29 protein-coding genes and 1 tRNA gene are annotated in these 26,643 nt (G+C 58.8%); 23 read left to right on the forward strand and 7 right to left on the reverse strand.

Annotated features, from left to right (window positions below; translation table 11 throughout):
• Positions 1-5: 5 nt before the first annotated feature.
• On the reverse strand, positions 6-905 hold the full coding sequence (locus ACVWXD_RS20840) for a TIGR01777 family oxidoreductase (protein WP_032886147.1): 900 nt from the start codon (positions 903-905) through the stop codon (positions 6-8).
• Positions 906-1,117: 212 nt separating this feature from the next.
• Between ACVWXD_RS20840 and ACVWXD_RS20845 the strand changes: the two genes are divergently transcribed.
• From ACVWXD_RS20845 to ACVWXD_RS20900, 12 genes are all read left to right on the forward strand, one after another.
• A complete protein-coding gene (locus ACVWXD_RS20845; RefSeq protein ID WP_095183781.1) occupies positions 1,118-2,104 on the forward strand; it encodes an NAD(P)/FAD-dependent oxidoreductase in 987 nt (328 codons plus the stop codon).
• Positions 2,101-2,316 carry a TIGR02450 family Trp-rich protein gene (locus ACVWXD_RS20850; protein ID WP_181642871.1) on the forward strand — a complete coding sequence of 72 codons (216 nt, stop codon included), beginning with the start codon at positions 2,101-2,103 and terminating at the stop codon, positions 2,314-2,316. Before ACVWXD_RS20845 ends, ACVWXD_RS20850 begins: the two co-directional genes overlap by 4 nt.
• A gap of 112 nt (positions 2,317-2,428) precedes the next feature.
• Entirely contained in the window at positions 2,429-3,388 is a 960-nt protein-coding gene (locus tag ACVWXD_RS20855; protein WP_095183780.1) for a YbgA family protein, read from the forward strand.
• A 3-nt stretch (positions 3,389-3,391) separates the two neighbouring features.
• Positions 3,392-4,321 carry a MerR family transcriptional regulator gene (locus tag ACVWXD_RS20860; RefSeq protein ID WP_457371293.1) on the forward strand — a complete coding sequence of 310 codons (930 nt, stop codon included), beginning with the start codon at positions 3,392-3,394 and terminating at the stop codon, positions 4,319-4,321.
• Positions 4,322-5,764, forward strand: a complete 1,443-nt coding sequence (gene phrB / locus ACVWXD_RS20865) for a deoxyribodipyrimidine photo-lyase (RefSeq protein WP_122764711.1) — start codon at positions 4,322-4,324, stop codon at positions 5,762-5,764.
• The gene (locus ACVWXD_RS20870) at positions 5,757-6,179 is read left to right on the forward strand and encodes a nuclear transport factor 2 family protein (protein ID WP_032886136.1); all 423 of its coding nucleotides are present in this window, start codon (positions 5,757-5,759) and stop codon (positions 6,177-6,179) included. Before phrB ends, ACVWXD_RS20870 begins: the two co-directional genes overlap by 8 nt.
• The gene (locus tag ACVWXD_RS20875; protein WP_032886135.1) at positions 6,176-6,958 is read left to right on the forward strand and encodes an SDR family NAD(P)-dependent oxidoreductase; all 783 of its coding nucleotides are present in this window, start codon (positions 6,176-6,178) and stop codon (positions 6,956-6,958) included. The genes ACVWXD_RS20870 and ACVWXD_RS20875 overlap by 4 nt, the downstream gene beginning before the upstream one ends.
• Positions 6,955-8,202, forward strand: a complete 1,248-nt coding sequence (locus ACVWXD_RS20880; RefSeq protein WP_181642873.1) for an NAD(P)/FAD-dependent oxidoreductase — start codon at positions 6,955-6,957, stop codon at positions 8,200-8,202. The genes ACVWXD_RS20875 and ACVWXD_RS20880 overlap by 4 nt, the downstream gene beginning before the upstream one ends.
• Positions 8,199-9,008: a DUF1365 domain-containing protein gene (locus ACVWXD_RS20885; protein ID WP_457371294.1), complete on the forward strand. Its 810-nt coding sequence runs from the start codon at positions 8,199-8,201 to the stop codon at positions 9,006-9,008. Before ACVWXD_RS20880 ends, ACVWXD_RS20885 begins: the two co-directional genes overlap by 4 nt.
• Positions 8,995-10,266, forward strand: a complete 1,272-nt coding sequence (locus ACVWXD_RS20890) for an SAM-dependent methyltransferase (protein WP_181642874.1) — start codon at positions 8,995-8,997, stop codon at positions 10,264-10,266. Before ACVWXD_RS20885 ends, ACVWXD_RS20890 begins: the two co-directional genes overlap by 14 nt.
• On the forward strand, positions 10,259-10,738 hold the full coding sequence (locus ACVWXD_RS20895) for a DUF2878 domain-containing protein (protein WP_457371295.1): 480 nt from the start codon (positions 10,259-10,261) through the stop codon (positions 10,736-10,738). The genes ACVWXD_RS20890 and ACVWXD_RS20895 overlap by 8 nt, the downstream gene beginning before the upstream one ends.
• A 54-nt stretch (positions 10,739-10,792) precedes the next feature.
• The gene (locus ACVWXD_RS20900; RefSeq protein WP_032886126.1) at positions 10,793-11,098 is read left to right on the forward strand and encodes a YkgJ family cysteine cluster protein; all 306 of its coding nucleotides are present in this window, start codon (positions 10,793-10,795) and stop codon (positions 11,096-11,098) included.
• Between the two features lie 122 nt (positions 11,099-11,220).
• Here ACVWXD_RS20900 and ACVWXD_RS20905 read toward each other — a convergent pair whose 3' ends face one another.
• The 6 genes from ACVWXD_RS20905 to hemA all read right to left on the reverse strand — a co-directional run bounded on the left by ACVWXD_RS20905 (position 11,221) and on the right by hemA (position 16,586).
• Positions 11,221-11,739, reverse strand: coding sequence for an acyloxyacyl hydrolase (locus tag ACVWXD_RS20905; RefSeq protein ID WP_032886125.1), 519 nt, complete (start codon positions 11,737-11,739; stop codon positions 11,221-11,223).
• Between the two features lie 111 nt (positions 11,740-11,850).
• Entirely contained in the window at positions 11,851-12,645 is a 795-nt protein-coding gene (gene murI, locus ACVWXD_RS20910) for a glutamate racemase (protein WP_181642875.1), read from the reverse strand.
• Positions 12,638-13,393, reverse strand: a complete 756-nt coding sequence (locus ACVWXD_RS20915) for a molybdopterin-synthase adenylyltransferase MoeB (protein ID WP_032886123.1) — start codon at positions 13,391-13,393, stop codon at positions 12,638-12,640. The genes murI and ACVWXD_RS20915 overlap by 8 nt, the downstream gene beginning before the upstream one ends.
• Positions 13,387-14,217 carry a peptide chain release factor N(5)-glutamine methyltransferase gene (gene prmC / locus ACVWXD_RS20920; protein WP_032886122.1) on the reverse strand — a complete coding sequence of 277 codons (831 nt, stop codon included), beginning with the start codon at positions 14,215-14,217 and terminating at the stop codon, positions 13,387-13,389. The genes ACVWXD_RS20915 and prmC overlap by 7 nt, the downstream gene beginning before the upstream one ends.
• The gene (gene prfA / locus ACVWXD_RS20925) at positions 14,218-15,300 is read right to left on the reverse strand and encodes a peptide chain release factor 1 (RefSeq protein ID WP_032886121.1); all 1,083 of its coding nucleotides are present in this window, start codon (positions 15,298-15,300) and stop codon (positions 14,218-14,220) included.
• Complete coding sequence (hemA, locus tag ACVWXD_RS20930) at positions 15,297-16,586, reverse strand: glutamyl-tRNA reductase (protein ID WP_032886119.1); 1,290 nt, start codon at positions 16,584-16,586, stop codon at positions 15,297-15,299. Before hemA ends, prfA begins: the two co-directional genes overlap by 4 nt.
• Positions 16,587-16,768: 182 nt before the next feature.
• Here hemA and ACVWXD_RS20935 point away from each other — a divergent pair, with 182 nt between their 5' ends.
• The 11 genes from ACVWXD_RS20935 (at position 16,769) to sctJ (ending at position 26,630) form a co-directional block, all read left to right on the forward strand.
• Complete coding sequence (locus ACVWXD_RS20935; RefSeq protein WP_032886118.1) at positions 16,769-18,493, forward strand: tetratricopeptide repeat protein; 1,725 nt, start codon at positions 16,769-16,771, stop codon at positions 18,491-18,493.
• 4 nt (positions 18,494-18,497) lie between these two features.
• Complete coding sequence (gene lolB / locus ACVWXD_RS20940; protein ID WP_095183772.1) at positions 18,498-19,115, forward strand: lipoprotein insertase outer membrane protein LolB; 618 nt, start codon at positions 18,498-18,500, stop codon at positions 19,113-19,115.
• A gap of 49 nt (positions 19,116-19,164) precedes the next feature.
• Entirely contained in the window at positions 19,165-19,968 is an 804-nt protein-coding gene (ispE, locus tag ACVWXD_RS20945) for a 4-(cytidine 5'-diphospho)-2-C-methyl-D-erythritol kinase (RefSeq protein ID WP_185159987.1), read from the forward strand.
• Positions 19,969-20,005: 37 nt separating this feature from the next.
• Positions 20,006-20,080, forward strand: a tRNA-Gln gene (locus ACVWXD_RS20950).
• A 46-nt stretch (positions 20,081-20,126) separates the two neighbouring features.
• A complete protein-coding gene (locus ACVWXD_RS20955) occupies positions 20,127-21,068 on the forward strand; it encodes a ribose-phosphate pyrophosphokinase (RefSeq protein WP_003171603.1) in 942 nt (313 codons plus the stop codon).
• 138 nt (positions 21,069-21,206) lie between these two features.
• Positions 21,207-21,812 carry a 50S ribosomal protein L25/general stress protein Ctc gene (locus ACVWXD_RS20960; RefSeq protein ID WP_032886113.1) on the forward strand — a complete coding sequence of 202 codons (606 nt, stop codon included), beginning with the start codon at positions 21,207-21,209 and terminating at the stop codon, positions 21,810-21,812.
• A gap of 167 nt (positions 21,813-21,979) precedes the next feature.
• Positions 21,980-22,564, forward strand: coding sequence for an aminoacyl-tRNA hydrolase (gene pth, locus ACVWXD_RS20965; protein ID WP_181642876.1), 585 nt, complete (start codon positions 21,980-21,982; stop codon positions 22,562-22,564).
• Between the two features lie 22 nt (positions 22,565-22,586).
• Complete coding sequence (ychF, locus tag ACVWXD_RS20970) at positions 22,587-23,687, forward strand: redox-regulated ATPase YchF (protein WP_095183770.1); 1,101 nt, start codon at positions 22,587-22,589, stop codon at positions 23,685-23,687.
• 303 nt (positions 23,688-23,990) lie between these two features.
• Positions 23,991-24,914, forward strand: a complete 924-nt coding sequence (locus ACVWXD_RS20975; RefSeq protein WP_099601942.1) for a sigma 54-interacting transcriptional regulator — start codon at positions 23,991-23,993, stop codon at positions 24,912-24,914.
• A 541-nt stretch (positions 24,915-25,455) separates the two neighbouring features.
• The gene (locus ACVWXD_RS20980) at positions 25,456-25,824 is read left to right on the forward strand and encodes an EscI/YscI/HrpB family type III secretion system inner rod protein (protein WP_099601941.1); all 369 of its coding nucleotides are present in this window, start codon (positions 25,456-25,458) and stop codon (positions 25,822-25,824) included.
• Between the two features lie 5 nt (positions 25,825-25,829).
• Positions 25,830-26,630: a type III secretion system inner membrane ring lipoprotein SctJ gene (gene sctJ / locus ACVWXD_RS20985; RefSeq protein WP_181642877.1), complete on the forward strand. Its 801-nt coding sequence runs from the start codon at positions 25,830-25,832 to the stop codon at positions 26,628-26,630.
• Positions 26,631-26,643 lie beyond the last annotated feature (13 nt).

Consider the following 26,643-nt stretch of genomic DNA (forward strand, 5'->3'; position numbering starts at 1 on the left):
TATTTCTAGAGGCGGCTGGACAAGTCATCCAAAGCCGTATGCAACTCAGTGAACTGGAAAGTGAAACCGGCGGCCATCAAGCGTTCGGGAATCGCCTTCTGCCCGCCCAGCAACAGCCCCGACAACTCACCCAAGCCTACCTTCAGCGCAAAGGCTGGCATCGGCATGAACGCCGGGCGGTGCAGTACCTGGCCCAGGGTCTTGGCGAACTCGCGGTTACGCACTGGGTGTGGGGCGCAGGCATTATAAGGACCGCTGGCGTCATCCTTGTGCAGAAGAAAATCAATCAGGGCGATTTGATCCTTGATATGCACCCATGGCATCCACTGCCGACCATTACCGATAGGCCCGCCCAGCGCCAGTTTGAACGGCAGCAGCAGCCGCGACAAAAAGCCGCCCTCGGCCGCCAATACCAAACCGGTGCGCACCAGAACCACGCGCATGCCCAAAGCTTCGGCACGCTGGGCGGTTTCCTCCCAGGCGATACAGAGCTGGCTGGGAAAATCGTCCTGTACCGGACCACTGGCCTCGGTCAGTTCGCGCTCACCACCGTCGCCGTACCAGCCCACCGCCGAGCCGGAAATCAACACCGCCGGCTTTTGCGCAAGACCTTCCAGCCACGCCAACAGGGTTTCGGTAAGACCGATGCGACTGCTCCACAACAGCGCCTTGCGTTTGTGGGTCCAGGGACGATCGGCGATGGCGGCGCCGGCGAGGTTGACCACAGCGTCCACGACGCCGATCACCTCTTCCAGGCGCGCAACGCCCAGCACCTCGGCGCCACACAAGGCGGCAACCTCTTCGGGATGACGGCTCCACACGGTCAGGCGATGGCCTTGACCGAGCCAGTGTTGGCAGAGTTGGCGGCCGATCAAGCCGGTACCGCCGGTCAGCAAAATGTGCATGGGATCTTCCTCATGTAACGTTCGCCGCCGATCACTGGTCTATTTTATAAGCAGGGATCAATTTGTAATCGTGCGTGACTGTTGTTTAAGCCTCAGCTTTAACCATAGGCCACGCCACACGTTCAGGTACGCCAAAACTTATACCAAAAAACAATATTGTACAGCTATTGGTGTCGGCGTAGTCTGTACCCAACGGTAGAACGAGGCCCTCCATGACTGTCCCCATCGCGATCATCGGTACCGGCATCGCCGGTCTCTCCGCCGCCCGAGCGTTACGAGACGCCGGGCACGCTGTGCAACTCTTCGATAAAAGCCGCGGCAGTGGCGGCCGCATGTCCAGCAAGCGCAGTGATGCCGGTGCGCTGGACATGGGCGCCCAATACTTCACCGCCCGCGACCGACGCTTCGTCAATGAAGTGCAACGCTGGCAAAGCAACGGCTGGGCCGAGCAGTGGAAACCGCAGTTGTACAACTTCAAATCCGGCCAGCTCACCCCTTCCCCCGACGAGCAGATCCGCTGGGTAGGCTCACCGCGCATGAGCGCCATCACCCGTGCCCTGCTCGATGACTTGCCGGTGGAGTTCGGTTGCCGCATTACCGAGGTGTTCCAAGGGACTCAACACTGGAACCTGCTCGACGCTGACGGTGGCAATCATGGACCATTCAGCCACGTGATCATCGCCACGCCAGCGCCACAAGCCACCGCCCTGCTCGCTGCTGCGCCAAAGCTGGCCAGCGCCGCCGCAGGGGTAAAAATGGACCCCACCTGGGCCATCGCCCTGGCCTTCGACACCCCCCTTGATACGCCAATGGAAGGCTGCTTCGTGCAGGACAGCCCCCTCGACTGGCTGGCGCGTAACCGCAGCAAACCTGGACGCGACACCACCCTCGACACCTGGGTGCTGCACGCCACCAGCGCCTGGAGCAAAGCCCACTTGGACCTGTCCAAGGAAGCCGTGATCGAACACCTGCACGGCGCCTTCGCCGAGTTACTGCACAGCGCCATGCCTGCGCCGTCGTTCAGCCTGGCGCACCGCTGGCTCTATGCGCGGCCGTCCAGCAGCCATGAATTCGGTGTGCTGGCCGATGCCGACCTGGGTCTGTACGTGTGTGGCGACTGGTGCCTGTCCGGTCGAGTGGAAGGCGCCTGGCTCAGTGGCCAGGAAGCCGCGCGACGCCTGATCGAGCACCTGCAATGAACCGCATCAACCCCGCCAAGCTGCTGCTGTCAAAGTGGACAGCAGCCCATCCCCTTAATAAGGAAAAACACTTTTTGGTCACCGAGCTGTTTCGGGATGAAGAAGGCACGGTGCTGGAAATCGAGCTGCAAGCCATCATGACCAAACGCGGCGAACGCCTTCCGTGGCAGACCTTGCAGAATGCCGAGGCATGGAAAATGGGCTGGAAATAGTCCCCCGCAAAAAAACCTGTACAAATAATTTGACTTGTACAGCTTCAGACCTATGATGAGATTAGTTGTACAGAAATCAACGCTTGTACAAGAATCTTGCAGAGGTTTGGCCATGTCCAGCAGCGCAAAACCGAAGATCGCTATCAGCGCCTGCCTACTAGGCGAGAACGTGCGCTTCAATGGCGGCCATAAACAGTCCCTGCTCTGCAGCCAAACCCTCGCCGACTACTTCGACTTTGTGCCCCTGTGCCCCGAAGTTGCGATCGGCCTGGGCATCCCCCGCGAACCGATCCGCCTGGTTGGCGACCCTGCCCATCCGCAGGCCGTGGGCACTGTGCGCCGCGAACTCAACGTGACCCAGCCCCTGAACGAATACGGCCAGCAGATGGCTGAAGAACATACCGATCTGTGCGGCTACATCTTCATGCAGAAGTCGCCGTCCTGTGGACTGGAGCGAGTCAAGGTGTACCGCGAAAACGGCACACCGGTCGACGGTGGCGGACGCGGCATCTATGCCCAGGCGTTTTGCGCGCGCCACCCCAACCTACCGGTCGAAGAAGACGGCCGACTTAACGACCCGGTGCTGCGGGAAAACTTCCTGACCCGCGTTTTCGTCTACGCCAGTTGGCAAAAGCTGCTGGCCGAAGGGCTGACCCGTCACCGCCTGCTGGCCTTTCACTCGCGCTACAAATACCTGCTGATGGCCCACAGTCCCGCCCATTACAAAAGCCTGGGTCACCTGCTGGGCAGCATGGGCAAAGGCACCGACCTCAATGAACTCGCCGAGTCTTACTTCAGCGATTTGATGACCGGCCTGACCAAATGCGCCACTCGCGGCACCCACACCAATGTGCTGCAACACATCAGCGGCTACCTCAAGCAGGTGATCAGCGCCGATGACAAGCAGGAAATGCAAACCGTCATCGGCCAATACCGCCACGGCATCGTGCCGCTGGTGGTGCCGCTGACGCTGCTCAAGCATCACTTTCGCCAACACCCGGACCGCTACATCGCGCAGCAGGCGTACCTGCAACCGCACCCGGAAAATCTCAGCCTGCGTAATGCGATCTAGACCATGAAAGCTGCCCTGCAAGACGAACCCGGCGAAGACATCGCTCAAGCCCTGGAAGACGGCTGGCTGCCGATCCGCGAAGTGGCGCGCCAGACCGGCGTCAACGCTGTGACCCTGCGCGCCTGGGAGCGTCGCTATGGCCTGATCGTGCCCCAGCGCACACCCAAGGGCCATCGGCTGTTCAGCGCCGACCATGTACAACGCATCCACGCCATCCTCACCTGGCTCAATCGCGGCGTGCCGGTCAGCCAGGTGAAGCACCTGATCGACTCTGCCCAGGCCAACACCGACACGTCGCAGAATGAATGGCACACCCTGCGCCAGACCTTGATACAGGCCATCAGCGAACTGACCGAACGCCGGGTCGACGATGCCTTCAACCAGGCCATGGCACTGTACCCACCGCGCACCCTGTGTGAACAACTGCTACTGCCCCTGATCAAGGAGCTGGAGCAGCGTTGGCAGGGCCAGTTCGGCGCGCAGATGGAGCGGGTATTTTTCCTGTCCTGGCTGCGCAGCAAGTTCGGTGCGCGCATCTACCACAACAATCGCCAGTTGCACGGTGCGCCGCTGCTGCTGATTAACCAGTCCGACCTGCCCCTGGAGCCGCATTTGTGGCTCAGCGCCTGGCTGGCCAGCAGCGCCGACTGCCCCGTGGAAGTGTTTGACTGGCCGCTGCCCGCCGGCGAGCTGGCCCTTGCAGTCGAGCACCTGCAACCGCGCTCGGTCTTGCTGTATTCGAGCAAAGCCCTACACCTGCCGGGCCTGACCAAGCTGCTCACGGGCGTCAGTCGCCCGACGCTGCTCGTCGGACCAACGGTCTGCATCCATCAGGCGGAGTTAGCCGTATTAACCCATGACACTCCTGAATTATTCGTGGCCGAAGATGTGTTGTCGGCCCACCAGCTACTGATACAGCGTGGACTTATTTAAATGCACTTGATCTGGCTGCGCACCGACCTGCGCCTACACGACAACACCGCCTTGGCCGCCGCGACCCAGCGAGGCCCGGTTGCCGCCGTGTACCTGATCACGCCTGAGCAATGGCTGGCCCACGATGATGCTCCGTGCAAGGTCGACTTCTGGCTGCGCAACCTGCAGCACTTGAGCAAAGACTTAGGCGAGCTGAACATTCCCCTGCTGATCCGCACAGCTGCCACCTGGGACCAGGCGCCCAGCGTGCTCAGCGAACTGTGCCGGGACCTGTCGGCGCAATCGCTGCACGTCAACGAGGAGTACGGCATTCATGAAAGCCGTCGTGACGCCGCCGTGGCCCAGGCGCTGGAAGCCGAGGGCGTGACCTTCCACAGTTACCTTGATCAATTGTTCTTCCAACCGGGCAGTGTGCTGACCAAGACCGGCACCTACTTCCAGGTCTTCAGTCAGTTCCGCAAGGTCTGCTACACACGGCTGCACAGCGCGCTTCCACAGTTAGTGCCCACGCCAAAGGCCCAGGCCAAACTCGACCTTAAAAGCGATCCGGTGCCGACCACCGTCGCAGGCTTCGAGCCGCCCAGCGACACCCTGCGCGCCCTCTGGCCCGCCGGTGAGGACGAAGCCCGGCGGCGCCTCGATGCATTCGCCGACCAGCAGATCAGCTACTACAAAGACGAACGCGACTTCCCCGCCAAGCCCGGTACCAGCCAGCTGTCGGCCTACCTCGCTGCCGGCGTGGTTTCGCCGCGCCAGTGCCTGCATGCAGCGTTGCAGAGCAACCAAGGCGAATTCGAAAGTGGCGACATCGGCGCCATCACCTGGATCAACGAACTGCTCTGGCGTGAGTTCTATAAACACATTCTGGTGGGCTACCCACGGGTGTCCCGTCACCGTGCGTTCCGCCCCGAGACCGAGGACGTGGCCTGGCGTGATGCGCCCAAGGATCTGGCAGCCTGGCAAGAAGCTCGCACTGGCCTGCCGATCATCGACGCCGCCATGCGTCAATTGCTGGAAACCGGCTGGATGCACAACCGCCTGCGCATGGTAGTGGCAATGTTCCTGACCAAAAACCTACTGATCGACTGGCGTGAAGGCGAGCGCTTCTTCATGCGTCACCTGATCGACGGAGACTTGGCCGCCAATAACGGTGGCTGGCAGTGGAGCTCGTCCACCGGTACCGACTCGGCGCCCTACTTCCGGATTTTCAGCCCGCTGAGCCAGTCAGAAAAATTCGACAGCGAAGGCGTGTTCATCAAGCACTGGCTGCCGGAATTGGCCGCACTGAATAAAAAAGAAGTGCATAACCCCGAAGCCGCCGGTGGTCTGTTCGGCGTGGCAGATTATCCGCGCTCGATTGTCGACTTGAAGAAGTCCCGCGAGCGCGCCCTGGCCGCTTTCCGCAGCCTGCCTTCACGTCAATCGGTCGTCGAACATGAGTGACTTCCTGCAACGCTTCGCCCAAACCTTCGCCACGCTGGACAAGCACAACCTGCACCTGCTCGACAGCCTGTACAGCAAGGACATTGCCTTTACTGACCCGCTGCACGAGGTCCATGGGCTGACCGCGTTGCACAGTTATTTCGCCGAGTTGTACAGCAACGTCAGCCAACTGCGCTTCGACTTCCACGGTTTCGACCAAGTGGCCGAAGGCGAAGGCTACCTGCGCTGGAAAATGAGTTTTTGCCACCCACGCCTGGCCAACGGCCAAGTCATCCGGGTGGAAGGATGCTCGCACCTGATGTGGCGGGACAAGGTGTACCGCCACCGCGATTACTTCGATGCCGGCGCCATGCTCTACGAGCACCTGCCCGTGCTGGGCAGAGTCGTCAGTTGGCTCAAAAGGAGAGTGGGATGAACGCAGTGTCGCCACGTCGTTATTGGCTGACCGGTGCCAGCAGTGGGATCGGCGCCGCCTTGGCCGTGGAGCTGCTTAACAGCGGCGCCCATGTCGCCTTGAGTTCTCGCACCCAGGCACCGCTGGATGCGCTGGCTCTACGCTACCCCGGCCAAGTGTTGGTGGTGGCCGGTGACCTGACCAACAGCCAGACCGTGCGCGAAATTGGCGAGCACATCGGTGACGTCTGGGGCTCGCTCGACACCGTGATCCTTAACGCCGGCACCTGTGAATATGTCGACGCCAAGCAGTTTGATTCATCGATCATCGAGCATGTGGTGCGCACCAACCTGCTGGCCAGCAGTTATTGCATCGAAGCGGCCCTGCCGTTGTTGCGTGTCGGGCGTGCACCGCATCTGGTGGGCGTCGCCAGCGCCGTGACCTACCTGCCGATGCCCCGCGCAGAAGCCTATGGCGCGTCCAAGGCCGGCCTGCGTTATCTGTTCGAGTCCCTGCGCATCAGCCTGTCGCCGGAAAATATCGATGTCACCGTGATCAGCCCAGGCTTCGTCGATACGCCACTGACCGAGCGCAATGACTTCCCGATGCCCCTGAGCTGGCCGGCCGACAAGGCTGCTCGGCATATATTCTCCAAGCTGGACAAACGCCCACTGGAAATCGCCTTCCCGGCCTTGTTTATCGCCACCCTGTGGCCGCTGTCGAAACTGCCTAATCGCGCGCAATTGATCATCGGCAAACGCATGCTGCGCAGCCCGCCACCGAAAAAGGACGACCTGTGAAGATCGCCATTATCGGCAGCGGCATTGCTGGCCTGACCAGCGCCTACCTGCTTAGCCGCAGTCACGAAGTCACCGTGTTCGAAGCGGGCGACCGTATCGGCGGGCATACCCATACGGTCAACGTCAGCGTCGACGGCAAAAGCTACGCAGTGGATACCGGCTTCATCGTGTTCAACGACTGGACCTACCCCAACTTCATCCGCCTGCTGGGGCAGATCGGTGTCTCGTTCAAACCCACCGAAATGAGCTTTTCGGTGTGTGACGAAAAAACCCGGTTCGAATACAACGGCAATAACCTCAACAGCCTGTTCGCCCAACGCCGCAATATCCTGTCGCCGGGCTTCTGGGGCATGTTGCGCGACATCCTGCGGTTCAACCGCCAGGCACCGCTGGACCTGCAGGAGCAACGCATCAGTGCCGAGATGACCTTGGGCGATTACCTCACGGCCGGCGGCTACGGCGAGCGCTTTGTGCGGCACTACATCGTGCCGATGGGTGCGGCGATCTGGTCGATGTCCCTGGCGGACATGCTGAGTTTTCCGCTGCAATTCTTTGTGCGCTTCTTCAAGAACCACGGCTTGCTGTCGGTGAACAACCGGCCGCAGTGGTGTGTGATCGAAGGTGGATCCAGCAGCTATATCGAACCGCTGACCCGCGGCTTTCGCGAGCAGATCCGCCTCAACAGCCCTGTGCATAACGTCGAGCGCACCGAGCAAGGCGTAGTTATCCACAGTCCTGCCGGCAGCGAGGCATTTGATCGGGTGGTATTCGCCTGTCATAGCGACCAGGCGCTGGCATTGCTCGCCGACCCAAGCCAGGCCGAACAAGAGATTCTCGGTGCCCTGCCCTACGCCGACAACGACGTGGTTTTGCACACCGACACGCGCCTGCTGCCCGACCGCAAACTGGCCTGGGCCAGTTGGAATTACCGGCTGAGCGGTAACATCCAGACTCAGGCCGCCGTCACCTATGACATGAACATCCTGCAAGGCATCGACAGCGCCACCACCTTTTGCGTCAGCCTCAACCAGACGCCGATGATCAACCCGCTGAAGATCCTCGCGCGCTTCACCTACGCGCATCCGCAATACAGCCTGGCGGCGGTGGCCGCGCAAAACCGCTGGGAAGAACTGGCCGGCGTGCGCAACACGTTTTATTGCGGCGCCTACTGGGCCAATGGTTTCCACGAAGACGGCGTGGTCAGTGCGCTGCGCGTGGCCCAGGCCTTTGGGGAAACCCTGTGAACAGCGCCCTGTACAGCGGCTGGATTGCCCATCGACGGTTTGCGCCCAAGGCCCATGCCTTTCGCTACCGCATCGGCCTGCTGTACCTGGATTTGAGCGAACAAGACGAAGTCCTCGGACTGTCACCGTTGGCCGGACCAAGTCGCCTGGCGCCCTTCGGCTTTCGTCAGCAGGACTATCTGCGTGAATTCACGCGTCACGGCATGAGCTTGAGCGATGCCGTGCGCCAGGAAGTCGGCAAGGCTCTGGGGCATACGCCTCAGGGCGTTATCTGCCTACTGACCCAGGCCCGCAGTTGGGGCCTGGCTTTTAATCCCGTGAGTTTCTTCTACTGTTTCGAGGCCGATGGGCAACTGGCCGCGATCTTGTGTGAAGTGACCAACACCCCGTGGCGCGAGCGCTACCACTACGTACTGCCGGCCCAAGCCCTGGGCGCTGATGAGCACCGGCATTTCGCGGTGGCCAAGGCCTTCCATGTGTCGCCGTTCCTGCCTCGCGACCTGGAATACCGCATGAGCTTCAGCCCGCCCGCAGACAGGCTCGGCGTGCACATGGCCGACTGGCAGGGCGAGCTGAAAGTCTTCGACGCCACCTTGAGCCTGCAAAAGGAAGCGCTGACCCGCGCCAGCCTGCATCGCTACTTGTGGCGATTTCCGTGGATGACCGCCAAGACTTGCCTGGCCATTTACTGGCAGGCGATACGCCTGTTTCTTAAACGCACACCGATTTTTTCCCACCGGGCCGCCGATGGCGCCTCTCGTACAGCAGTCGGGTATACCAAGGATCGCCGCCATGAAATCCCCTAGCTTATCGGTCAAGACCAGCCGCCTGAACGTCAACGGCGTGACCAGTGCGCTGCTGCGCAAGGGCGTACTGCGCCAACTCAGCCAATTGCGCCATGGCCAATTGGTGGTGATCGAGGACGGCGAACGGCAGGTGTTCGGCGCACGGGAAGCGCACTTGCTGGGGGAAATCCAAATCCTCGACCCTGCGGTGTGGGGCCTGGTGGCGGCCAACGGTTCCATCGGCGCCGGCGAGGCGTTTATTCACGGCTATTGGAGCAGTCCGGACCTGACCGCGGTGGTACGTGTGATGGTCAGCAACCTGGACGTGCTCGACGCCATGGAAGGTGGCCTGGCGCGGCTGGCACGCCCGTTCACCCAAGGTCTGCACTGGCTCAACCGCAATACGCGCAAGGGCTCGCAGAAAAACATCGCCGCGCACTACGACCTTGGCAACGACCTGTTCGAAGAATTCCTCGACCCGACCATGATGTATTCGGCGGCGCAATTTCTGAGCGACGACGACACCCTGGAACAGGCGCAACTGAATAAGCTTGAACGCATCTGCCAGAAACTCGCGCTCAAACCCACCGACCACCTGCTGGAAATCGGCACCGGCTGGGGCAGCATGGCGCTATACGCGGCGCAACACTATGGCTGCAAGGTCACCACCACGACCTTGTCCAAGGAGCAATTCGCCTACACCGAAAAACGCATCGAAACCCTCGGTTTGCAAGGCAAGGTCACGCTGCTGCTGAGCGACTATCGCGACCTCACCGGCCAATACGACAAGCTGGTATCCATCGAGATGATCGAAGCCGTGGGCCATCGCTTTCTGCCCACCTATTTCAAGCAGTGCGCGCATTTGCTCAAGAGCGATGGGCTGATGCTGCTGCAGGCCATCACGATCCGTGAGCAACGGTTTGAGCAGGCCAAGAACAGCGTGGACTTTATCCAGCGCTACATTTTCCCCGGCGGCGCCTTGCCCAGTGTGCAGAACATGTTGCAGATCGTCAGCCGCGACACCGATATGAACCTGCTGCACATGGAAGACTTTGGCCTGCACTACGCGCGAACCTTGCGCCTGTGGCATGAGAACTTTCGCCGCGCCCACGGCCGTCTGACGGAGCTGGGCTATGACGAATACTTTTTGCGGTTGTGGGAGTTTTACCTCTGCTACTGCGAAGGTGGCTTTATGGAGCGCACTATCGGCACCGCGCAATTGCTGCTGGCCAAACCGGCAGCCATCAACCCGCCGTTGCTCGGGCGCTTCAATGCTTAAAACCCTGGCCAATGCCGCGCTGTTCCAGTGCGGCTGGTTTGCCTGTGTGCTGGGCGGCGACAGCCTATGGCTGCTGGTTGGCCTGGCGGTGCTGGCCGTTCACCTGCTGTGGATAAGTGCGTGGGCCAAGGACGGTGTACTGATCATCAGCGTGATGCTGGTGGGCACCGCAGTGGACACGCTGTTGCGCGCCGTAGGGGTTTTCCAGTTCAGCGAGCCGGGGCCATTGATTCCGTTCTGGTTGATGCTGCTATGGGCATTGCTGGCGACCACCCTGCGCCATTGCCTGGCCTGGAGCGCGCGGCCGTGGTGGCGTGCCGCACTGCTGGGCGCGATGGGCGGGCCGTTGTCCTACTACGCGGGGAGCCAATTGACCGATGTTCAATTTGGCTATGGCGTGGGCCCTACAATGGCCGGCCTTGCCGTGCTTTGGGCGGTGCTTTTTGTCGGGCTGCACCGGCTGGCACGCTGACGTCCGTCAGAGCATTCATACGCAAATGACCGGCTTGCCTTACACTGCTCGCCTATGACCAACATCCCCCACACCCAAATCACTGAGCCCACCGTCACCTGCTCAACGTGCGCGGCCTGCTGCTGCCAGCTGGAAGTCATGTTGATCACCGACACCGGCGTGCCGGAGCGCTATATCGACACCGACGACTGGGGCGGCGAAGTGATGCTGCGCCTGGACGACGGCTGGTGCGCGGCGCTGGATCGGGACACGATGATGTGCACGATTTATGAGCGTCGGCCGCTGATTTGTCGGGAATTCGAGATGGGCGCACCGGAGTGCCTGACCGAACGCGAAGGAATCGCCACGGCGTACCGCTGATCTCAGGCCAGTGACGACCTCAATGTGGAAGGGGGCTTGACCCCGATAGTGGTGGATCAGTTGGAAAATTCCGCGACTGACACTCCGCCATCGGGGCAAGCCCCCTCCCACAAGGTTTTGAATTACAGCGGCATCGTGTAGTGCAGTGAGTAGCTTTCTACACCGTCGTTATTGCTGCTGATCCCGGCATTAGAGTAGTGCGTGGCGCGAATGCCCACTTCATGCCCACCGGTGAAGCGCAGGCCGAAACCCAAGCGGTCTTCGAACTGGAAAGCCTGGCCGATGTTGTTGTCCTCCAGCTTGGTACGGGAGAACACCGCCACGCCAATCCCGGCTTCGATGTAGGGCTTGACCGACTGACCGGCAAATTCATACACAAAGACAGGCGAGAACGACAGGCTGCTGGCGCCTGCACGGTCATCACCTTCCCAATAGGTATAGGCGCCGCTCCAATAGCCGGTCAGGCGACCGACATCACTTTGCATCCAACTCTTGTCCCAATCCGACGTCAGCCCCAATCGATAGGTGAGCGTCGAATCACTGGTGGCCCCCAGGCCAAACTCAAGCCCGGCGGCCTGCGCCGAAAAAGAGTGTCCCACCACAGCGGCCGCAATCGCAGCCAAACAGAACAAGCGCTTCATAAGAAACATCCTTTCCGAACGAAGTTATATGGTTTTGTACAAGCAATCTGGCTATAGAAGCCTACGCAGTGCCAGAAGTTCAGCGTCTAATGGCGATATTTCACGAAATTTTCACGCGCCAAAGCTTCGCACAACTCCGGAATATTTCCACAGTGTCGGTAGGATATTTCTTAGGTGATACACATCACCGCTGGTCCAGAACTGCGCAGGCTCAGGATCACCGTGGGCAAGCAGGTCGCGCTCGCCCAATAAACGCTTGAGCTGGCGAGCCACGGCGGCGCCGGTGTCGATGAGGATGATGCTGGGGGGCAGCATCTGCGCCAGGAGCGGCTTGAGGAAGGGATAGTGGGTGCAACCGAGGATGAGGGTGTCGCAACCGGCGCTTAGCAGCGGCTCGATGTAGCCGTGCAACAACTGACGCAGGGCCGGGCTGTGCAGATCACCGGTTTCAATCAGCTCCACCAGGCCCGGGCACGGCTGGGTGATCACCTGCACATCGGTGGCGAAACGGTCGAGCAACGCGGCGAACTTGGCACTTTGCAGAGTACCGGTGGTGGCCAGCACACCGACCACGCCACTGCGCGTGGCGGCAGCCGCAGGTTTGACGGCGGGTTCCATGCCCACCAGCGGCCAATCGGGATAGTCCTGGCGCAAGTCGGCTACGGCGGCGACGGTCGCGGTATTGCAAGCGATCACGAACGCCTTGGCGCCCCGTTCGCGGAAAAACTCAGCGACCCGCCGTGAACGCTCACGAATAAATTCGGGGGTTTTCTCGCCATAGGGGATATGCCCGCAATCGGCCACGTACAGCAGCGATTCGTGGGGCAACAGTTGCTGGATTTCATCCAGCACCGACAAGCCGCCGACCCCGGAATCGAACACACCGATCGGCGCGTCCTTAACCATGTTGCGTCCCACAGACACTGCAACCAGGATCACGCTTGACCCGCAATTCACGAAAGCGCGTGGTCAAGGCATCAATCAATAACAAGCGACCCACCAACGGTTCACCAAAACCGGCCAGCAGCTTCAAGGCTTCCAAGGCTTGCAGGCTACCGACCAGCCCCACCAACGGCCCGACCACCCCCGCTTCGCTGCACGTAAGCTCGGTGTCGCTGCCATGCCCGTATAAACAGTGGTAACACGGGCTTTCAGCGCGACGCGGGTCGAAGACAGACAATTGGCCTTCAAGCCGAATTGCCGCGCCGCTGATCAACGGCTTGGCTGCGACGACGCAGGCGGCGTTGACCGCTTCGCGTGTGGAGAAGTTGTCGCTGCAATCGAGCACCACGTCTACCGCCGCCACTGCGGCCGCCAGGGAGTCGGCGTCCAGCGCGGTGCGATGGGCAACCAACGTGATTTCAGGGTTGATGGCGGTCAGACGGCGCAACGCCGAGTCGACCTTGGTCTGCCCGACGCTGTCGGTGTCATGGATGATCTGGCGCTGCAGGTTGGTCAGGTCGACGGTGTCGAAGTCAGCCAAATGCAGCTCGCCCACGCCCGCTGCGGCCAGATACAGCGCCACCGGCGCGCCCAGGCCACCGAGCCCGACGATCAGAGCACGGCTGTTTTTCAGGCGTAATTGGCCCTCGATGTCGACATGTTGCAACAGAATCTGTCGGCTATAGCGCAACAGCTCCTGATCAGTCAGCACGGGCGACGTCCCAGGGTGATGCGTTCGTGACCACCGAGGTCGAGACGGCTATGCACTTCGTCAAAACCCTGGCTCAGCAACAGATCACGTACGGCCAAGGCCTGATCGTAACCGTGTTCGAGCAGCAGCCAGCCACCCGCATTCAGGTGGGCCGGCGCCTCGTTGATGATCAATCGCAAGTCGTCCAGACCATCATGGCCCGCCACCAGCGCACTGGCCGGTTCGAAACGTACATCGCCTGCGACCAGATGCGGGTCGTTGTCGGCAATATAAGGCGGATTACTGATGATCAGATCGTAGCTGCGACCTTGCAGTGAGCTGAACCAATGACTGCTCAGCACTGTGGCGTTATTCAAGTGAAGACGCTGGCGGTTGCGTTCGGCCAGAGCCACGGCTTCAAGCACACGGTCGACGGCCGTGACTTGCCAGGCCGGGCGCTCACTGGCCAGGGCCAGGGCGATGGCGCCGCTGCCGGTGCCGAGGTCGAGAACCTTGGCTGGCGTGGCCGGCAGTAATTCCAGGGCCGCCTCCACCAGCAGTTCGGTTTCCGGACGCGGGATCAGCGTGTGAGGCGCGACCTCCAGGTCCAGCTTCCAGAAGCCTTGCTGGCCGAGAATATAAGCGACCGGCTCACCCCCGCGGCGGCGCTGGAGATAGTCGGCAAAGGTCAGAGCGTCTTCGCTGCTGACGATTTTTTCCGGCCAGGTGTGCAGGTAGCTGCGGGATTTGCCCAGGGCAGCCGCCAGCAACAATTCCACATCCAGGCGCGCAGTGGGCGAGTCTGGCAAATCAGCGGCACGCAGCAGGCTGGCGATGATGGTCATTTATTCACCTATCGCGGCCAGTTGATCGGCCTGGTATTCGGCGAGCAAGGGCTCGATCACCGCATCGACGCCACCGGCGAGAATCTCGTCGAGGGAGTACAGGGTGAGGTTGACCCGGTGGTCGGTGACCCGGCCCTGGGCAAAGTTGTAGGTGCGAATGCGCTCTGAACGGTCGCCCGACCCCACCAGCAACTTGCGCTCACTGGCAATCGCATTGGCGGCGGCGCTGGTTTGCTGGTCGTTGAGTTTGGCCGACAACCAGGACATGGCCCGTGCACGGTTCTTGTGCTGGGAACGCTCTTCCTGGCATTCCACCACGATGCCCGACGGCAAGTGGGTGATGCGGATCGCCGAGTCGGTCTTGTTGACGTGTTGCCCCCCGGCACCCGACGAGCGATAAGTGTCCACGCGCAAGTCCGCAGGGTTGATCTCGATGGCTTCCTGCTCGTCAGGCTCAGGCAGTACGGCCACGGTGCACGCGGAGGTGTGGATACGGCCTTGGGATTCGGTCGCTGGTACACGTTGTACGCGGTGCGCGCCGGATTCGAACTTCAGCTTGCCGTAGACATTTTCGCCTTCAACCCGCGCGATGACTTCTTTATAGCCGCCGTGCTCGCCCTCGTTCTCGGACAGGATCTCCACACGCCAGCCACGTCGCTCGGCATAGCGCGAATACATGCGGAAGAGGTCGCCAGAGAAAATCGCCGCCTCGTCACCACCGGTGCCGGCGCGGATTTCGAGGAACACGTTGCGTCCGTCGTTGGGATCCTTGGGCAGCAGCATGCGTTGCAGGTCGCCTTCCAGCGCGATCAGCTTGTCCTTGGCTTCGCGGACTTCTTCGACGGCCATTTCGCGCATGTCCGGGTCGCTGTCCTTGAGCAGCGCCTGGGCGCCTTCAAGGTCGGCCTGGGTCTTCAGCCATTGCCCGTAGGTGCTTACGATCGGCTCAACTTCCGCGTATTCCTTGGAATAGGTACGGAATTTGGTCTGATCGGAGATGACTTCGCCATCGCCGAGCAAGGCGGTCAGTTCTTCGAAACGGTCCTGGAGCACGTCCAGTTTATTGAGCAGTGACGCTTTCATTGCGATTTTTTATCCGAAGAGCTATCTGACGCGCCCTCACCGAGGGCAAAGAGTTCCTGGGCCATGGCCAGCGCATCGAGGCGGCCTTCGGCAGTCAATTTTTTAAGCTGCACGCTGGGGGCGTGGAGTAACTTGTTGGTCAGGCCACGGGCCAGTTGCATCAGCACCTCTTCGGCGCTACCGCCGTTGGCCAGCAAACGCTGGGCCTTGAGCAGCTCCTCGTCGCGCAGCCGTTCGCCCTGCTGACGATACGCCTTGAGCACATCCACCGCCGCCAGTTCACGCAGGCGCACCATAAAATCTTCGGCACCGGTGCTGACCATCTCCTCGGCAGCCTGGGCAGCCCCTTGGCGACTCTTGAGATTTTCGGCGACCACTTCGTGCAGATCGTCGACGCTATAGAGGTAAACGTCGTCCAACTCGCCGACTTCGGGCTCGATATCCCGGGGAACGGCGATATCCACCATGAAAATCGGTTTATGCTTGCGCAGCTTCAGCGCACTTTCGACCGCGCCTTTGCCCAGAATCGGCAATTGGCTGGCAGTGGAGCTGATGACGATATCGCTGCGCACCAGTTCAGCCGGAATATCCGCCAGCAGCACGGCGTGGGCACCGAATTGTTCGGCGAGGATGCTAGCGCGCTCCAGGGTGCGGTTGGCGACCACGATGCGCTTTACACCCAGGTCATGCAGATGACGGGCGACCAGGGTGATGGTCTCGCCGGCGCCAATCAGCAAGGCCTGGCTGCGCTGCAAGTCGCTGAAAATCTGTTTGGCCAGGCTGACGGCGGCAAATGCCACGGACACCGGGTTTTCGCCGATGGCTGTATCAGTGCGCACTTGCTTGGCGGAATTGAACGTGGCCTGAAACAGCCGACCCAGCAACGGACCAACGGTACCGGCCTCACGCGCCACGGCGTAGGCGGACTTCATCTGGCCCAAAATCTGCGGCTCGCCCAACACCAGCGAATCGAGACCAGCGGCCACACGCATCATGTGACGAACTGCCGCATCCTCTTCGTGCACATAAGCGCATGCGCGCAGGTCGTCGAGGCTCAAATGGTGGTAATCGGCCAGCCAGCGCAGGACGACATCCGCTGAAAGATGTTCCTGCTCTATATAAAGCTCGCTGCGATTGCAGGTCGAAAGGATCGCAGCTTCGCGGCTGTCGGTGAGCCGGCAGAGCTGCTGCAAGGCCTCAACCAACTGCTCTGGCGTAAACGCCACGCGCTCGCGCACGTCTACGGAGGCAGTCTTGTGGTTAATACCGAGTGCGAGGAAGGCCATTCAATATCGCTGATGATGTCGGGAAGCCGACAATTGTCCTACTTCGAAAGATTCAGAACAACCACCGTCGTCTATTGTCCTAATGCCTTGTGTCTATAAAGGCATCAACTGAGACTCGGTTATGTTTGGCCGAAGGCTTGTGTCATGATGATCCGACCGCAGGTTAGTCGTCCTCTTCCTATATGAATAGATCCTCCGCGTTGCTCCTTGCTTTTGTCTTCCTCAGCGGCTGCCAGGCCTTGGCCCCCGTGTCGTCGGACGGTACGCCGCCGGTAGAAGACAGCACCCCCGCCCCTGAAAAGCCCAAGGTTTATTCCTCGTTCAGTGAAGAAACGGTGTTCAGCCTGCTGAGTGCGGAACTGGCTGGCCAGCGCAATCGCTTCGATATTGCGCTGGATAACTATGTGACCCAGGCCATCAACACCCAGGATCCAGGCATCTCCGAACGCGCATTTCGCATCGCCGAGTACCTGGGAGCCGATCAGGCTGCGCTGGATACCTCGCTGATCTGGGCGAAAAACGCACCGGACGATCTGGAGGCACAACGTGCCGCAGCCATTCAACTGGCGCGGGCCGGGCGCTATGACGACTCCATGGTCTATATGGAGAAAGTCCTGCAAGGCAAGGGTGATACCCATTTCGACTTCCTCGCGCTGTCGGCTGCCGACACCGACCAGGACACGCGCAATGGCCTGATGAAGAGTTTCGACCGCCTGCTTCAAAAGCATCCCAAGAACAGCCAACTGATTTTCGGCAAGGCCCTGTTGCTGCAACAGGACGACGAGCCTGACGCCGCGCTAAAGCTGCTGGAACAGAACCCGCCGGACGATGGCGAGATTGCGCCGATCCTGCTGCGTGCGCGCCTGCTGCAAAATCTCAATCGCGGCAAGGAAGCCATTCCGCTGCTGGAAAAAAGCATCAAGAAGTACCCGGACGACAAACGCCTGCGATTGACCTATGCGCGCATGCTGGTTGAGCAGGACCGTATGGAGGACGCCAAAGTGCAGTTCGCCAATCTGGTCCAGCAATACCCGGACGACGATGAGCTGCGTTACTCCCTGGCGCTGGTATGCCTGGAGGCCAAGGCCTGGGATGAGGCCAAGGGCTATCTGGAAGAGCTGATCGAGCGTGAAAGCCATGTGGACTCCGCACACTTGAACCTGGGCCGTATCGCGGAAGAACGCAACGACCCACAAGCTGCCCTGCTCGAATACGCTCAGGTTGGCCCCGGCAACGACTACCTGCCCGCCCAATTGCGCCAGGCCGACATCCTGATGAGTAACGGGCGCACTGATGAGGCGGAAAAACGCCTGACCGCGGCCCGCGATGCCGAGCCGGACTACGCGATCCAGCTGTACCTGATCCAGGCCGAGACCTTGTCGGCCAACAATCAGGGCGAGCGCGCCTGGAAACTGCTGCAACAAGCCTTGTTGCAATTCCCCGACGATTTGAACCTGCTGTACACCCGTGCCATGCAGGCGGAAAAACGCAATGACCTGGCGCAGATGGAAAAAGACCTGCGCCTGATCATCAAGCGCGACCCCGACAACGCCATGGCTCTCAACGCCCTGGGCTACACGTTGTCTGACCGCACCACGCGCTACGACGAAGCCAAGGTGCTGATCGAACAAGCGCACCAACTCAACCCGGAAGACCCGGCCGTACTCGACAGCCTGGGCTGGGTGAATTACCGCTTGGGCAACCTGGATGAGGCCGAACGCTTGCTGCGCCAAGCGCTGGAGCGCTTCCCCGATCAGGAAGTCGCGGCGCACCTGGGTGAAGTGCTGTGGGCCAACGGCAAGCAGCGCGAAGCACGTCAAATCTGGGAAAAATTCCTCAAGGAACAACCCGAAAGCCCCATCCTGCGCGGCACCATCAAGCGCCTGACCGGATCCGAGACCCTTTAAGCTTATGTTCTTGCGCCACGTTGTAGTCTTCAGTCTTATTGCCCTGCTCGCCGGTTGCGCGGGCGTAGGCACCCGTGAATCCGTTGAAGGCCAGGGCAACCCGGCGCAATGGAAACAGCATAAGGATCAGCTCAGCAGCATCGATGGCTGGCAGATCGAAGGCAAAGTCGGCGTTCGCGCCCCCAAGGACTCGGGCAGCGGCACCTTGTTCTGGCTGCAACGCCAGGACTACTACGACATTCGTTTGTCGGGCCCGCTGGGCCGTGGTGCCGCTCGCCTGACGGGTCGCCCGGGTCAGGTCAGCCTCGAAGTGGCCAACCAAGGTCGCTATGAGGCGACTTCGCCGGAAGCGCTGCTTGAAGAACAGATTGGCTGGAAGCTGCCCGTATCGCACCTTGTGTGGTGGGTGCGTGGCTTGCCCGCGCCCGATAGCAAGAGTCGACTGAGCCTTAATGGCGACAGCCGCCTCGCCTCGCTGGAGCAGGATGGCTGGCAGGTCGAATACCTCAGCTATACCGAACAGGGCGGTTACTGGCTGCCGGAGCGTATCAAGCTGCATGGCACTGACCTTGACGTCACGCTGGTGATCAAGGACTGGCAACCGCGCAAGCTGGGGCAATAACGTGACTGTAGAAAAACTGACCCTGCCCTCCCCCGCAAAACTCAATCTGATGCTGCACATTCTCGGTCGTCGTGAAGACGGCTATCACGAGTTGCAGACGCTTTTCCAATTTCTCGACTACGGCGATGAACTCACCTTCGCCGTACGCGACGACGGCGTGATTCAACTGCACACCGAATTCGAAGGCGTGCCCCACGACAGCAACCTCATCGTGAGGGCAGCAAAAAAACTTCAGGAACAATCCGGTTGTTCGTTGGGCATCGATATCTGGATCGATAAAATTTTGCCCATGGGCGGCGGAATCGGTGGTGGCAGCTCAAATGCCGCGACGACATTGCTGGGCTTGAATCACTTATGGCAACTCGGTTGGGACCATGATCGCTTAGCAGCGCTGGGCCTTACGCTGGGGGCCGACGTCCCGGTTTTCGTGCACGGACACGCCGCTTTTGCTGAGGGTGTAGGGGAGAAACTCACCCCGGAATACCCCGAAGAGCCGTGGTATGTCGTGCTTGTGCCGCAAGTATCTGTAAGTACAGCAGAAATTTTTTCAGATCCGTTGTTGACACGTAACTCTTCTCCCATTAAAGTGCGCCCCGTTCCCAAGGGAAACAGTCGAAATGACTGCTTACCGGTTGTAGCAAGGCGTTATCCAGAGGTACGTAACGCTTTGAATTTGTTAGGTAAATTTACCGAAGCAAAATTAACCGGAACTGGAAGTTGTGTGTTTGGGGGCTTCCCAAGCAAAGCTGAAGCTGATAAAGTCTCGGCCCTTCTTACAGAGACCCTTACAGGGTTTGTAGCAAAGGGAAGCAACGTTTCGATGTTGCATCGCAAGCTGCAAAGTCTGCTCTAAAAGGAACCGAGTACTGGGTACTCGTTGCAACAGATACAGGGGCGTCGCCAAGCGGTAAGGCAGCAGGTTTTGATCCTGCCATGCGTTGGTTCGAATCCAGCCGCCCCTGCCATTTTCTAATACTCATCCAGGTTACCCTCAGCCTCTAGGTACTGCGCGTGTCCAAGATGATGGTCTTTACGGGGAACGCCAACCCCGATCTGGCTCGACGTGTCGTACGTCAGCTGCATATCCCTCTCGGTGACATCTCTGTCGGTAAATTTTCCGACGGCGAAATTACAGCCGAGATCAATGAAAACGTCCGCGGTAAAGACGTATTCATTATTCAGCCGACCTGCGCTCCGACCAACGATAACCTGATGGAACTCGTCGTGATGGCTGATGCCTTCCGCCGCTCCTCAGCGACTCGAATCACAGCTGTAATCCCTTATTTTGGTTATGCCCGTCAGGATCGCCGTCCGCGTTCCGCACGTGTGGCTATCAGTGCGAAAGTCGTTGCTGACATGCTCACCGTGGTAGGTATCGATCGTGTTCTTACGGTTGACCTGCACGCTGACCAAATCCAGGGGTTCTTCGATATTCCAGTAGATAACATCTACGGCTCGCCAGTATTGGTGGACGATATCGAAGACCAGCGCTTTGAAAACCTGATGATCGTGTCCCCGGACATTGGTGGCGTCGTGCGTGCACGGGCTGTTGCCAAATCCCTGGGCGTTGATCTCGGGATCATCGACAAACGCCGCGAGAAAGCCAATCACTCTGAAGTGATGCATATCATCGGTGATGTCGAAGGGCGTACCTGTATTCTGGTTGATGACATGGTCGACACCGCCGGCACCCTGTGCCACGCGGCGAAAGCCTTGAAAGAGCACGGTGCTGCAAAAGTGTTCGCCTACTGCACACACCCTGTGCTGTCGGGCCGCGCGATCGAGAACATCGAGAACTCTGTGCTGGACGAACTGGTGGTGACTAACACCATCCCGTTGTCCGCTGCTGCACAAGCCTGTGCGCGTATCCGTCAACTGGATATCGCACCGGTAGTTGCCGAAGCGGTTCGCCGCATCAGCAATGAAGAATCGATCAGCGCGATGTTCCGCTAAGGGTCAAACCTTCGGATCACCTCACTGACGAAAAGCGCCCCGCCCCAGCATTCTGCTGGGGCGGGGCTTTTTTGCCCATATCGCCTTTAGCGCTGGTCGCAAACGCTGGGGCGAATGTGGTTATTTTGGAGATACAACATGAACGATTTTACTCTGAATGCTGAAGTGCGTTCCGACCTGGGGAAAGGTGCGAGCCGCCGCCTGCGTCGTCTCGCAAGCCTGGTTCCAGCTGTAGTTTACGGTGGCGAAAAAGCCCCTGAATCCATCAGCATGCTGGCTAAAGAAGTTGCCAAACTGCTCGAAAACGATGCTGCCTACAGCCACGTTATCGAACTGAACGTTGGCGGCAAAAAGCAAAACGTCATCATCAAAGCTCTGCAACGTCACCCATCCAAGGGTCACGTCCTGCACGCTGACTTCGTACGTGTCGTAGCCGGCCAGAAACTGACCGCTATCGTGCCTGTGCACTTTGTTGGTGAAGAAGCTCCGGTCAAGAAAGGTGGCGTTGTTTCCCACACCACTACCGAGCTGGAAGTAAGCTGCCTGCCGAAAGATCTGCCTGAGTTCATCGAAGTCGACCTGTCGGCTGCTGAAATCGGCACCATCATTCACCTGTCCGACCTCAAGGCCCCTAAAGGCGTTGAGTTCGTTGCACTGGCTCACAACGACGACAAGGCTGTTGCCAACGTCCACGCGCCACGTGTTGTAGCAGAAGATGAAGCAGGCGAAACCGCTGCAGAGTAATGCTCTCTGCGGCATCGGAGCTTGAGGAAACATCGCGGACCGAAACGTAGCGAGAAAGCGGGCGATAACGCGAAGTTTATCTCTGGATAAGTGAGCTCCTGTCGTCCACTTTCGCCGCACTCCGGTCAGGCGATGTTATCCACAACTCCAAAGGAAGGGCCCCTGTCGTGACTGCCATTAAACTGATCGTTGGCCTGGGAAATCCAGGCGCCGAATACGAACAGACCCGGCATAACGCGGGGGCCCTTTTTGTTGAGCGTATCGCCCATGCCCAAGGTGTAAACCTGGCGGCCGATCGCAAATATTTTGGCCTGACCGGGCGCTTTTCGCACCAGGGTCAGGATGTTCGTCTGCTGATTCCCACCACCTACATGAACCGCAGCGGCCAAGCTGTTGCGGCGCTTGCGGGCTTCTTTCGAATCAAACCCGAAGAAATCCTGGTGGCCCATGACGAACTGGATCTGCCACCCGGCGTAGCCAAGCTCAAGCTTGGCGGCGGGCACGGCGGGCACAACGGCCTGCGCGACATCATCGCGCAGTTGAGTAATCAGAATAATTTTTACCGTCTGCGGCTCGGCATTGGCCACCCAGGCGTTGCGAGTATGGTTTCAAATTTCGTCCTGGGTCGTGCGCCACGCGCCGAACAGGAAAAACTCGATGCCAGCATCGACTTTGCCCTCGGCGTGCTGCCGGATATCTTCGCCGGTGAATGGAACCGCGCGATGAAAAACCTGCACAGCCAGAAGGCCTGACTTTTTTCCGAGGGGAAACACCATGGGATTCAATTGCGGCATCGTCGGCCTGCCCAACGTCGGCAAATCCACCTTGTTCAACGCTTTGACCAAGTCCGGTATTGCGGCGGAGAACTTCCCCTTCTGCACCATCGAGCCTAACAGCGGTATCGTGCCGATGCCGGATACACGCCTGGACGCTCTGGCAGCGATCGTCAATCCGAAGCGTGTACTGCCGACCACCATGGAGTTCGTCGACATCGCAGGCCTGGTAGCCGGCGCATCGAAAGGTGAAGGCCTGGGCAACAAGTTCCTGGCCAACATCCGCGAAACCGATGCCATCGCCCACGTGGTCCGCTGCTTTGAAGACGAGAACGTGATTCACGTCTCCAATAGCGTCGACCCGAAACGCGACATCGAGATCATTGACTTGGAATTGATCTTCGCTGACCTCGACAGCTGCGAGAAGCAACTGCAGAAAGTCGCGCGCAACGCCAAGGGAGGCGACAAAGACGCCGTGGTCCAGAAAGGCCTGTTGGAACAGTTGATCGCGCACTTCACCGAGGGCAAGCCGGCACGCAGCCTGATGAAAAGCATGGGCGCTGACGAGAAGGCCGTGATCAAGGGCTTCCACCTGCTGACCACCAAGCCAGTGATGTACATCGCCAACGTGGCTGAAGACGGTTTCGAGAACAACCCGTTGCTCGACGTGGTCAAGGCCATCGCCGACGAAGAAGGCGCCATCGTGGTGCCGGTTTGCAACAAGATCGAAGCGGAAATCGCCGAGCTTGATGACGGCGAAGAAAAAGACATGTTCCTCGAGGCCCTGGGCCTGGAAGAACCAGGTCTGAACCGCGTGATCCGCGCCGGCTACGAAATGCTCAACCTGCAGACTTACTTCACCGCTGGTGTCGAAGAAGTCCGCGCTTGGACCGTCAAGGTCGGCGCCACCGCGCCACAAGCTGCTGGCGTGATCCACACCGACTTTGAAAAAGGCTTTATCCGCGCAGAAGTGATCGCCTACAACGACTTCATCCAATTTAAAGGTGAAGCCGGTGCCAAGGAAGCCGGTAAGTGGCGCTTGGAAGGTAAGGAATATATCGTCAAGGATGGCGACGTGATGCACTTCCGCTTTAACGTGTAAGCAGCCGCCGCAAATAAAAAAGCCGATGCAATGCATCGGCTTTTTTGTGGGCGACGATTAAAACTCAGACAAAGAAAACACCCACGCTCAATTATCAGATTCCCCCTACTCACTTCCCAGGCTTATAGATACAACAACACTCAAACAACTAAATAGCTATAACCAACGATGTTTTCCTACACCATTGCAGTACATACCCGCTTTAAGCGCACATCATAATCCTTATACGCTTCACTTTAGCGATCGGCGTCTGGATAACGCCGTTAAACAGTGAAACACTCGCAACAATGGAGCGCCCAGTTAATGCCGGCCCACTCTAATGGGGAAAATGAATCGACCATCTTACTCAATGATGGCCCGGATATTGAAAATACACTTAACAGTACGGCATCCCTCAACATTGACATTTTACTACTGGGGGAAACCGGTACTGGCAAAGATACATTGGCACAACGGGTTCATCGCTTATCGGGACGACGGGGTAATTTTGTTGCCGTGAACTGCGCAGCTATTCCTGAAAGCCTCGCAGAAAGCCAATTGTTCGGAGTCAACAGCGGTGCTTATACCGGGGCAATGCAATCACGGGCCGGATTTGTCGAAGCCGCCCATCTAGGTACCCTGTACCTCGACGAAATCGACAGCATGCCATTGTGCTTGCAAGCCAAACTGCTACGAGTGCTGGAGTCGCGTGGGGTGGAACGCTTGGGCTCAACCCGTTTTATCCCGGTGGACATGCGTGTCATTGCGTCCGCACAGCATTCGCTTTATCAGATGGTCGAGCACGGCACTTTCAGGCGTGACCTGTACTTTCGCCTGAATGTCGTCAACATCCAGCTCCCGCCGCTGCGCGATAGGCGAGAACGCATCATCCCGCTGTTTCTGGAAATGATCCAACAAGAAGCTGCCCAGTTCAAATGCAATGCCCCGCCACCGCCTGGTGGGCTGTTGCAACAGCTGCTGTGCCACCCCTGGCTAGGCAATGTTCGTGAACTACGCTCGACGGCCAAAAGATTCGTGCTGGGCCTGCCACCGCTTTCGACGTCGTCGAGCCAGTTGCAGGATAACCAAATGAACCTTAAGGCACGCCTGCAGCACATTGAAAGGGCATTGATTGAAGAGTCCTTGTGCCGCCATCTCTACTGCGTGGATACCGTGGCGATTGAGTTGGGTATTGCGAAGCGCACGCTGTACTACAGGATGAAACAATTGGACATCTCATTGGCTTGAGGACACAGAGCTCATTAAAGGCTAAGTAAGGGGGCCATGCTTCTACCCTCAGCACTCCAATCATCCAGAAATATCTAGCCATAGACACATCAGGAACGCTTTAGCGTTGCGAGCCACATATTCAAAGCCTGGTTCAAGTTACAAAAAGTTCCAGACATCAGGGCTTGGTTCACGACACGTGAATCAACGTTCAAAATATCCAAATCGGAGTCTTATTATGAATGGTATATCCGGTAGCAGTTCATACGGTGGATACGCATACGGCAACAGCATGATGTCCAGTGAACTCGATGGAGTACAGAGTGGCATTGGTTCCCGTTCCGCTTCTGAACGCGCAGAGGAAGTCGCCGAGCTTACGTTCCAAGAAAGTTTGAAATCAAAGATGATTTCGGGCTTGTACGCCGCGGCTAAAGAAATTCGCTCGTAACATGATTACCTCCCTGGCTCATTAGCCGGGGAGGTTGTCATATGAGTCGATGTAATAAATGCGGCATCAGCCATTATCAAGAACCTGCTTCAGACACCTCACCGCAGGCCCTATATGCAGATAGAAGCATTTGACTTTTCAACGCCAAACAAACTTCACAGCAACACGGGCGTCACTCGGGAACCTTCGGCTTCTAGTACGGATGTTGGTTTCTTCACCTCAATGCTCGAAGGTTCGATATCAAACACGCCTGCCTCCGCCAACCATACTGTATTGGCCATGCTGACAGAGCCATCAAAACATATCGTAGATGCCAAAGATCGCCTTGCACGCGCGTTGAAATCATCAAGTAAAGGGATGGACGCTGACAAGTTCAGAGAGTATCCGCAGGAACTTTCTAATGTAGCGCTAACGACCCAACTTTTAGTAAAGAGCCTTGGCAAGACAAGCCAATGCATCGACAAAATCTGTAACCTGCAATAGTGAACATGACTAAATACCTGCCTGCCGCCCTACTTCTGACTTTTGCATTCATGCTAAACGGTTGCAGCGACCGCGTTGAACTTCATCGACAGCTTTCTGAGCAAGAAGCCAATGAAGTGGTAGCGGAATTGGCAGACAAACATATTCGCGCCCAAAAAATCCCGTCCAAAGACGGTGTCGTCGTGGCGGTTAACACCGCCGATATCGGGCGTGCCGTACGTACATTGGAAGCCGCAGGATTACCTAGAGTGGCACGAACCACGCTGGGCGATACCTTTCGCAAGGAAGGGGTTATTTCCACTCCACTGGAAGAACGAGCACGCTATATCTACGCCTTATCCCAGGAGCTTGAAGCCACCTTATCCAACATTGACGGGGTAATTATTGCCCGGGTGCACGTGGTATTGCCCGAACGCATCGCACCGGGAGAACCAGTCCAGCCCGCTTCAGCGTCAGTATTCATTAAGCATGACCCACGGCTGGATCCCGATAATATTCGCGCGCGCGTTCGCAGGATGGTGGCGAGCAGCATTCCAGGCATGACCACTGCAGTGGATAACCTGCAAAAACTCAGCGTGATCTTTGTACCTGCCACCACCTACCAAGAGCAGCAGCGGCTGGTGTATTTCGGCCCTTTCCTGGTGCCAAGCGATGATCTTGGGTTTTGGCGAGGCAGTGTTATCGCGGTACTGCTTGGCGTGGCGTCCTCCTTGGTTGCCGGGCTATTCCTGTTCAGCCGCCGCCAACATCCTCCGCAAGAGCCGCGCATAGCCCGCGAACAGGATGGCACCTCTCATGACACCTGAGCTGGATCACTCC

Source organism: Pseudomonas sp. TE3911 (assembly GCF_054062775.1).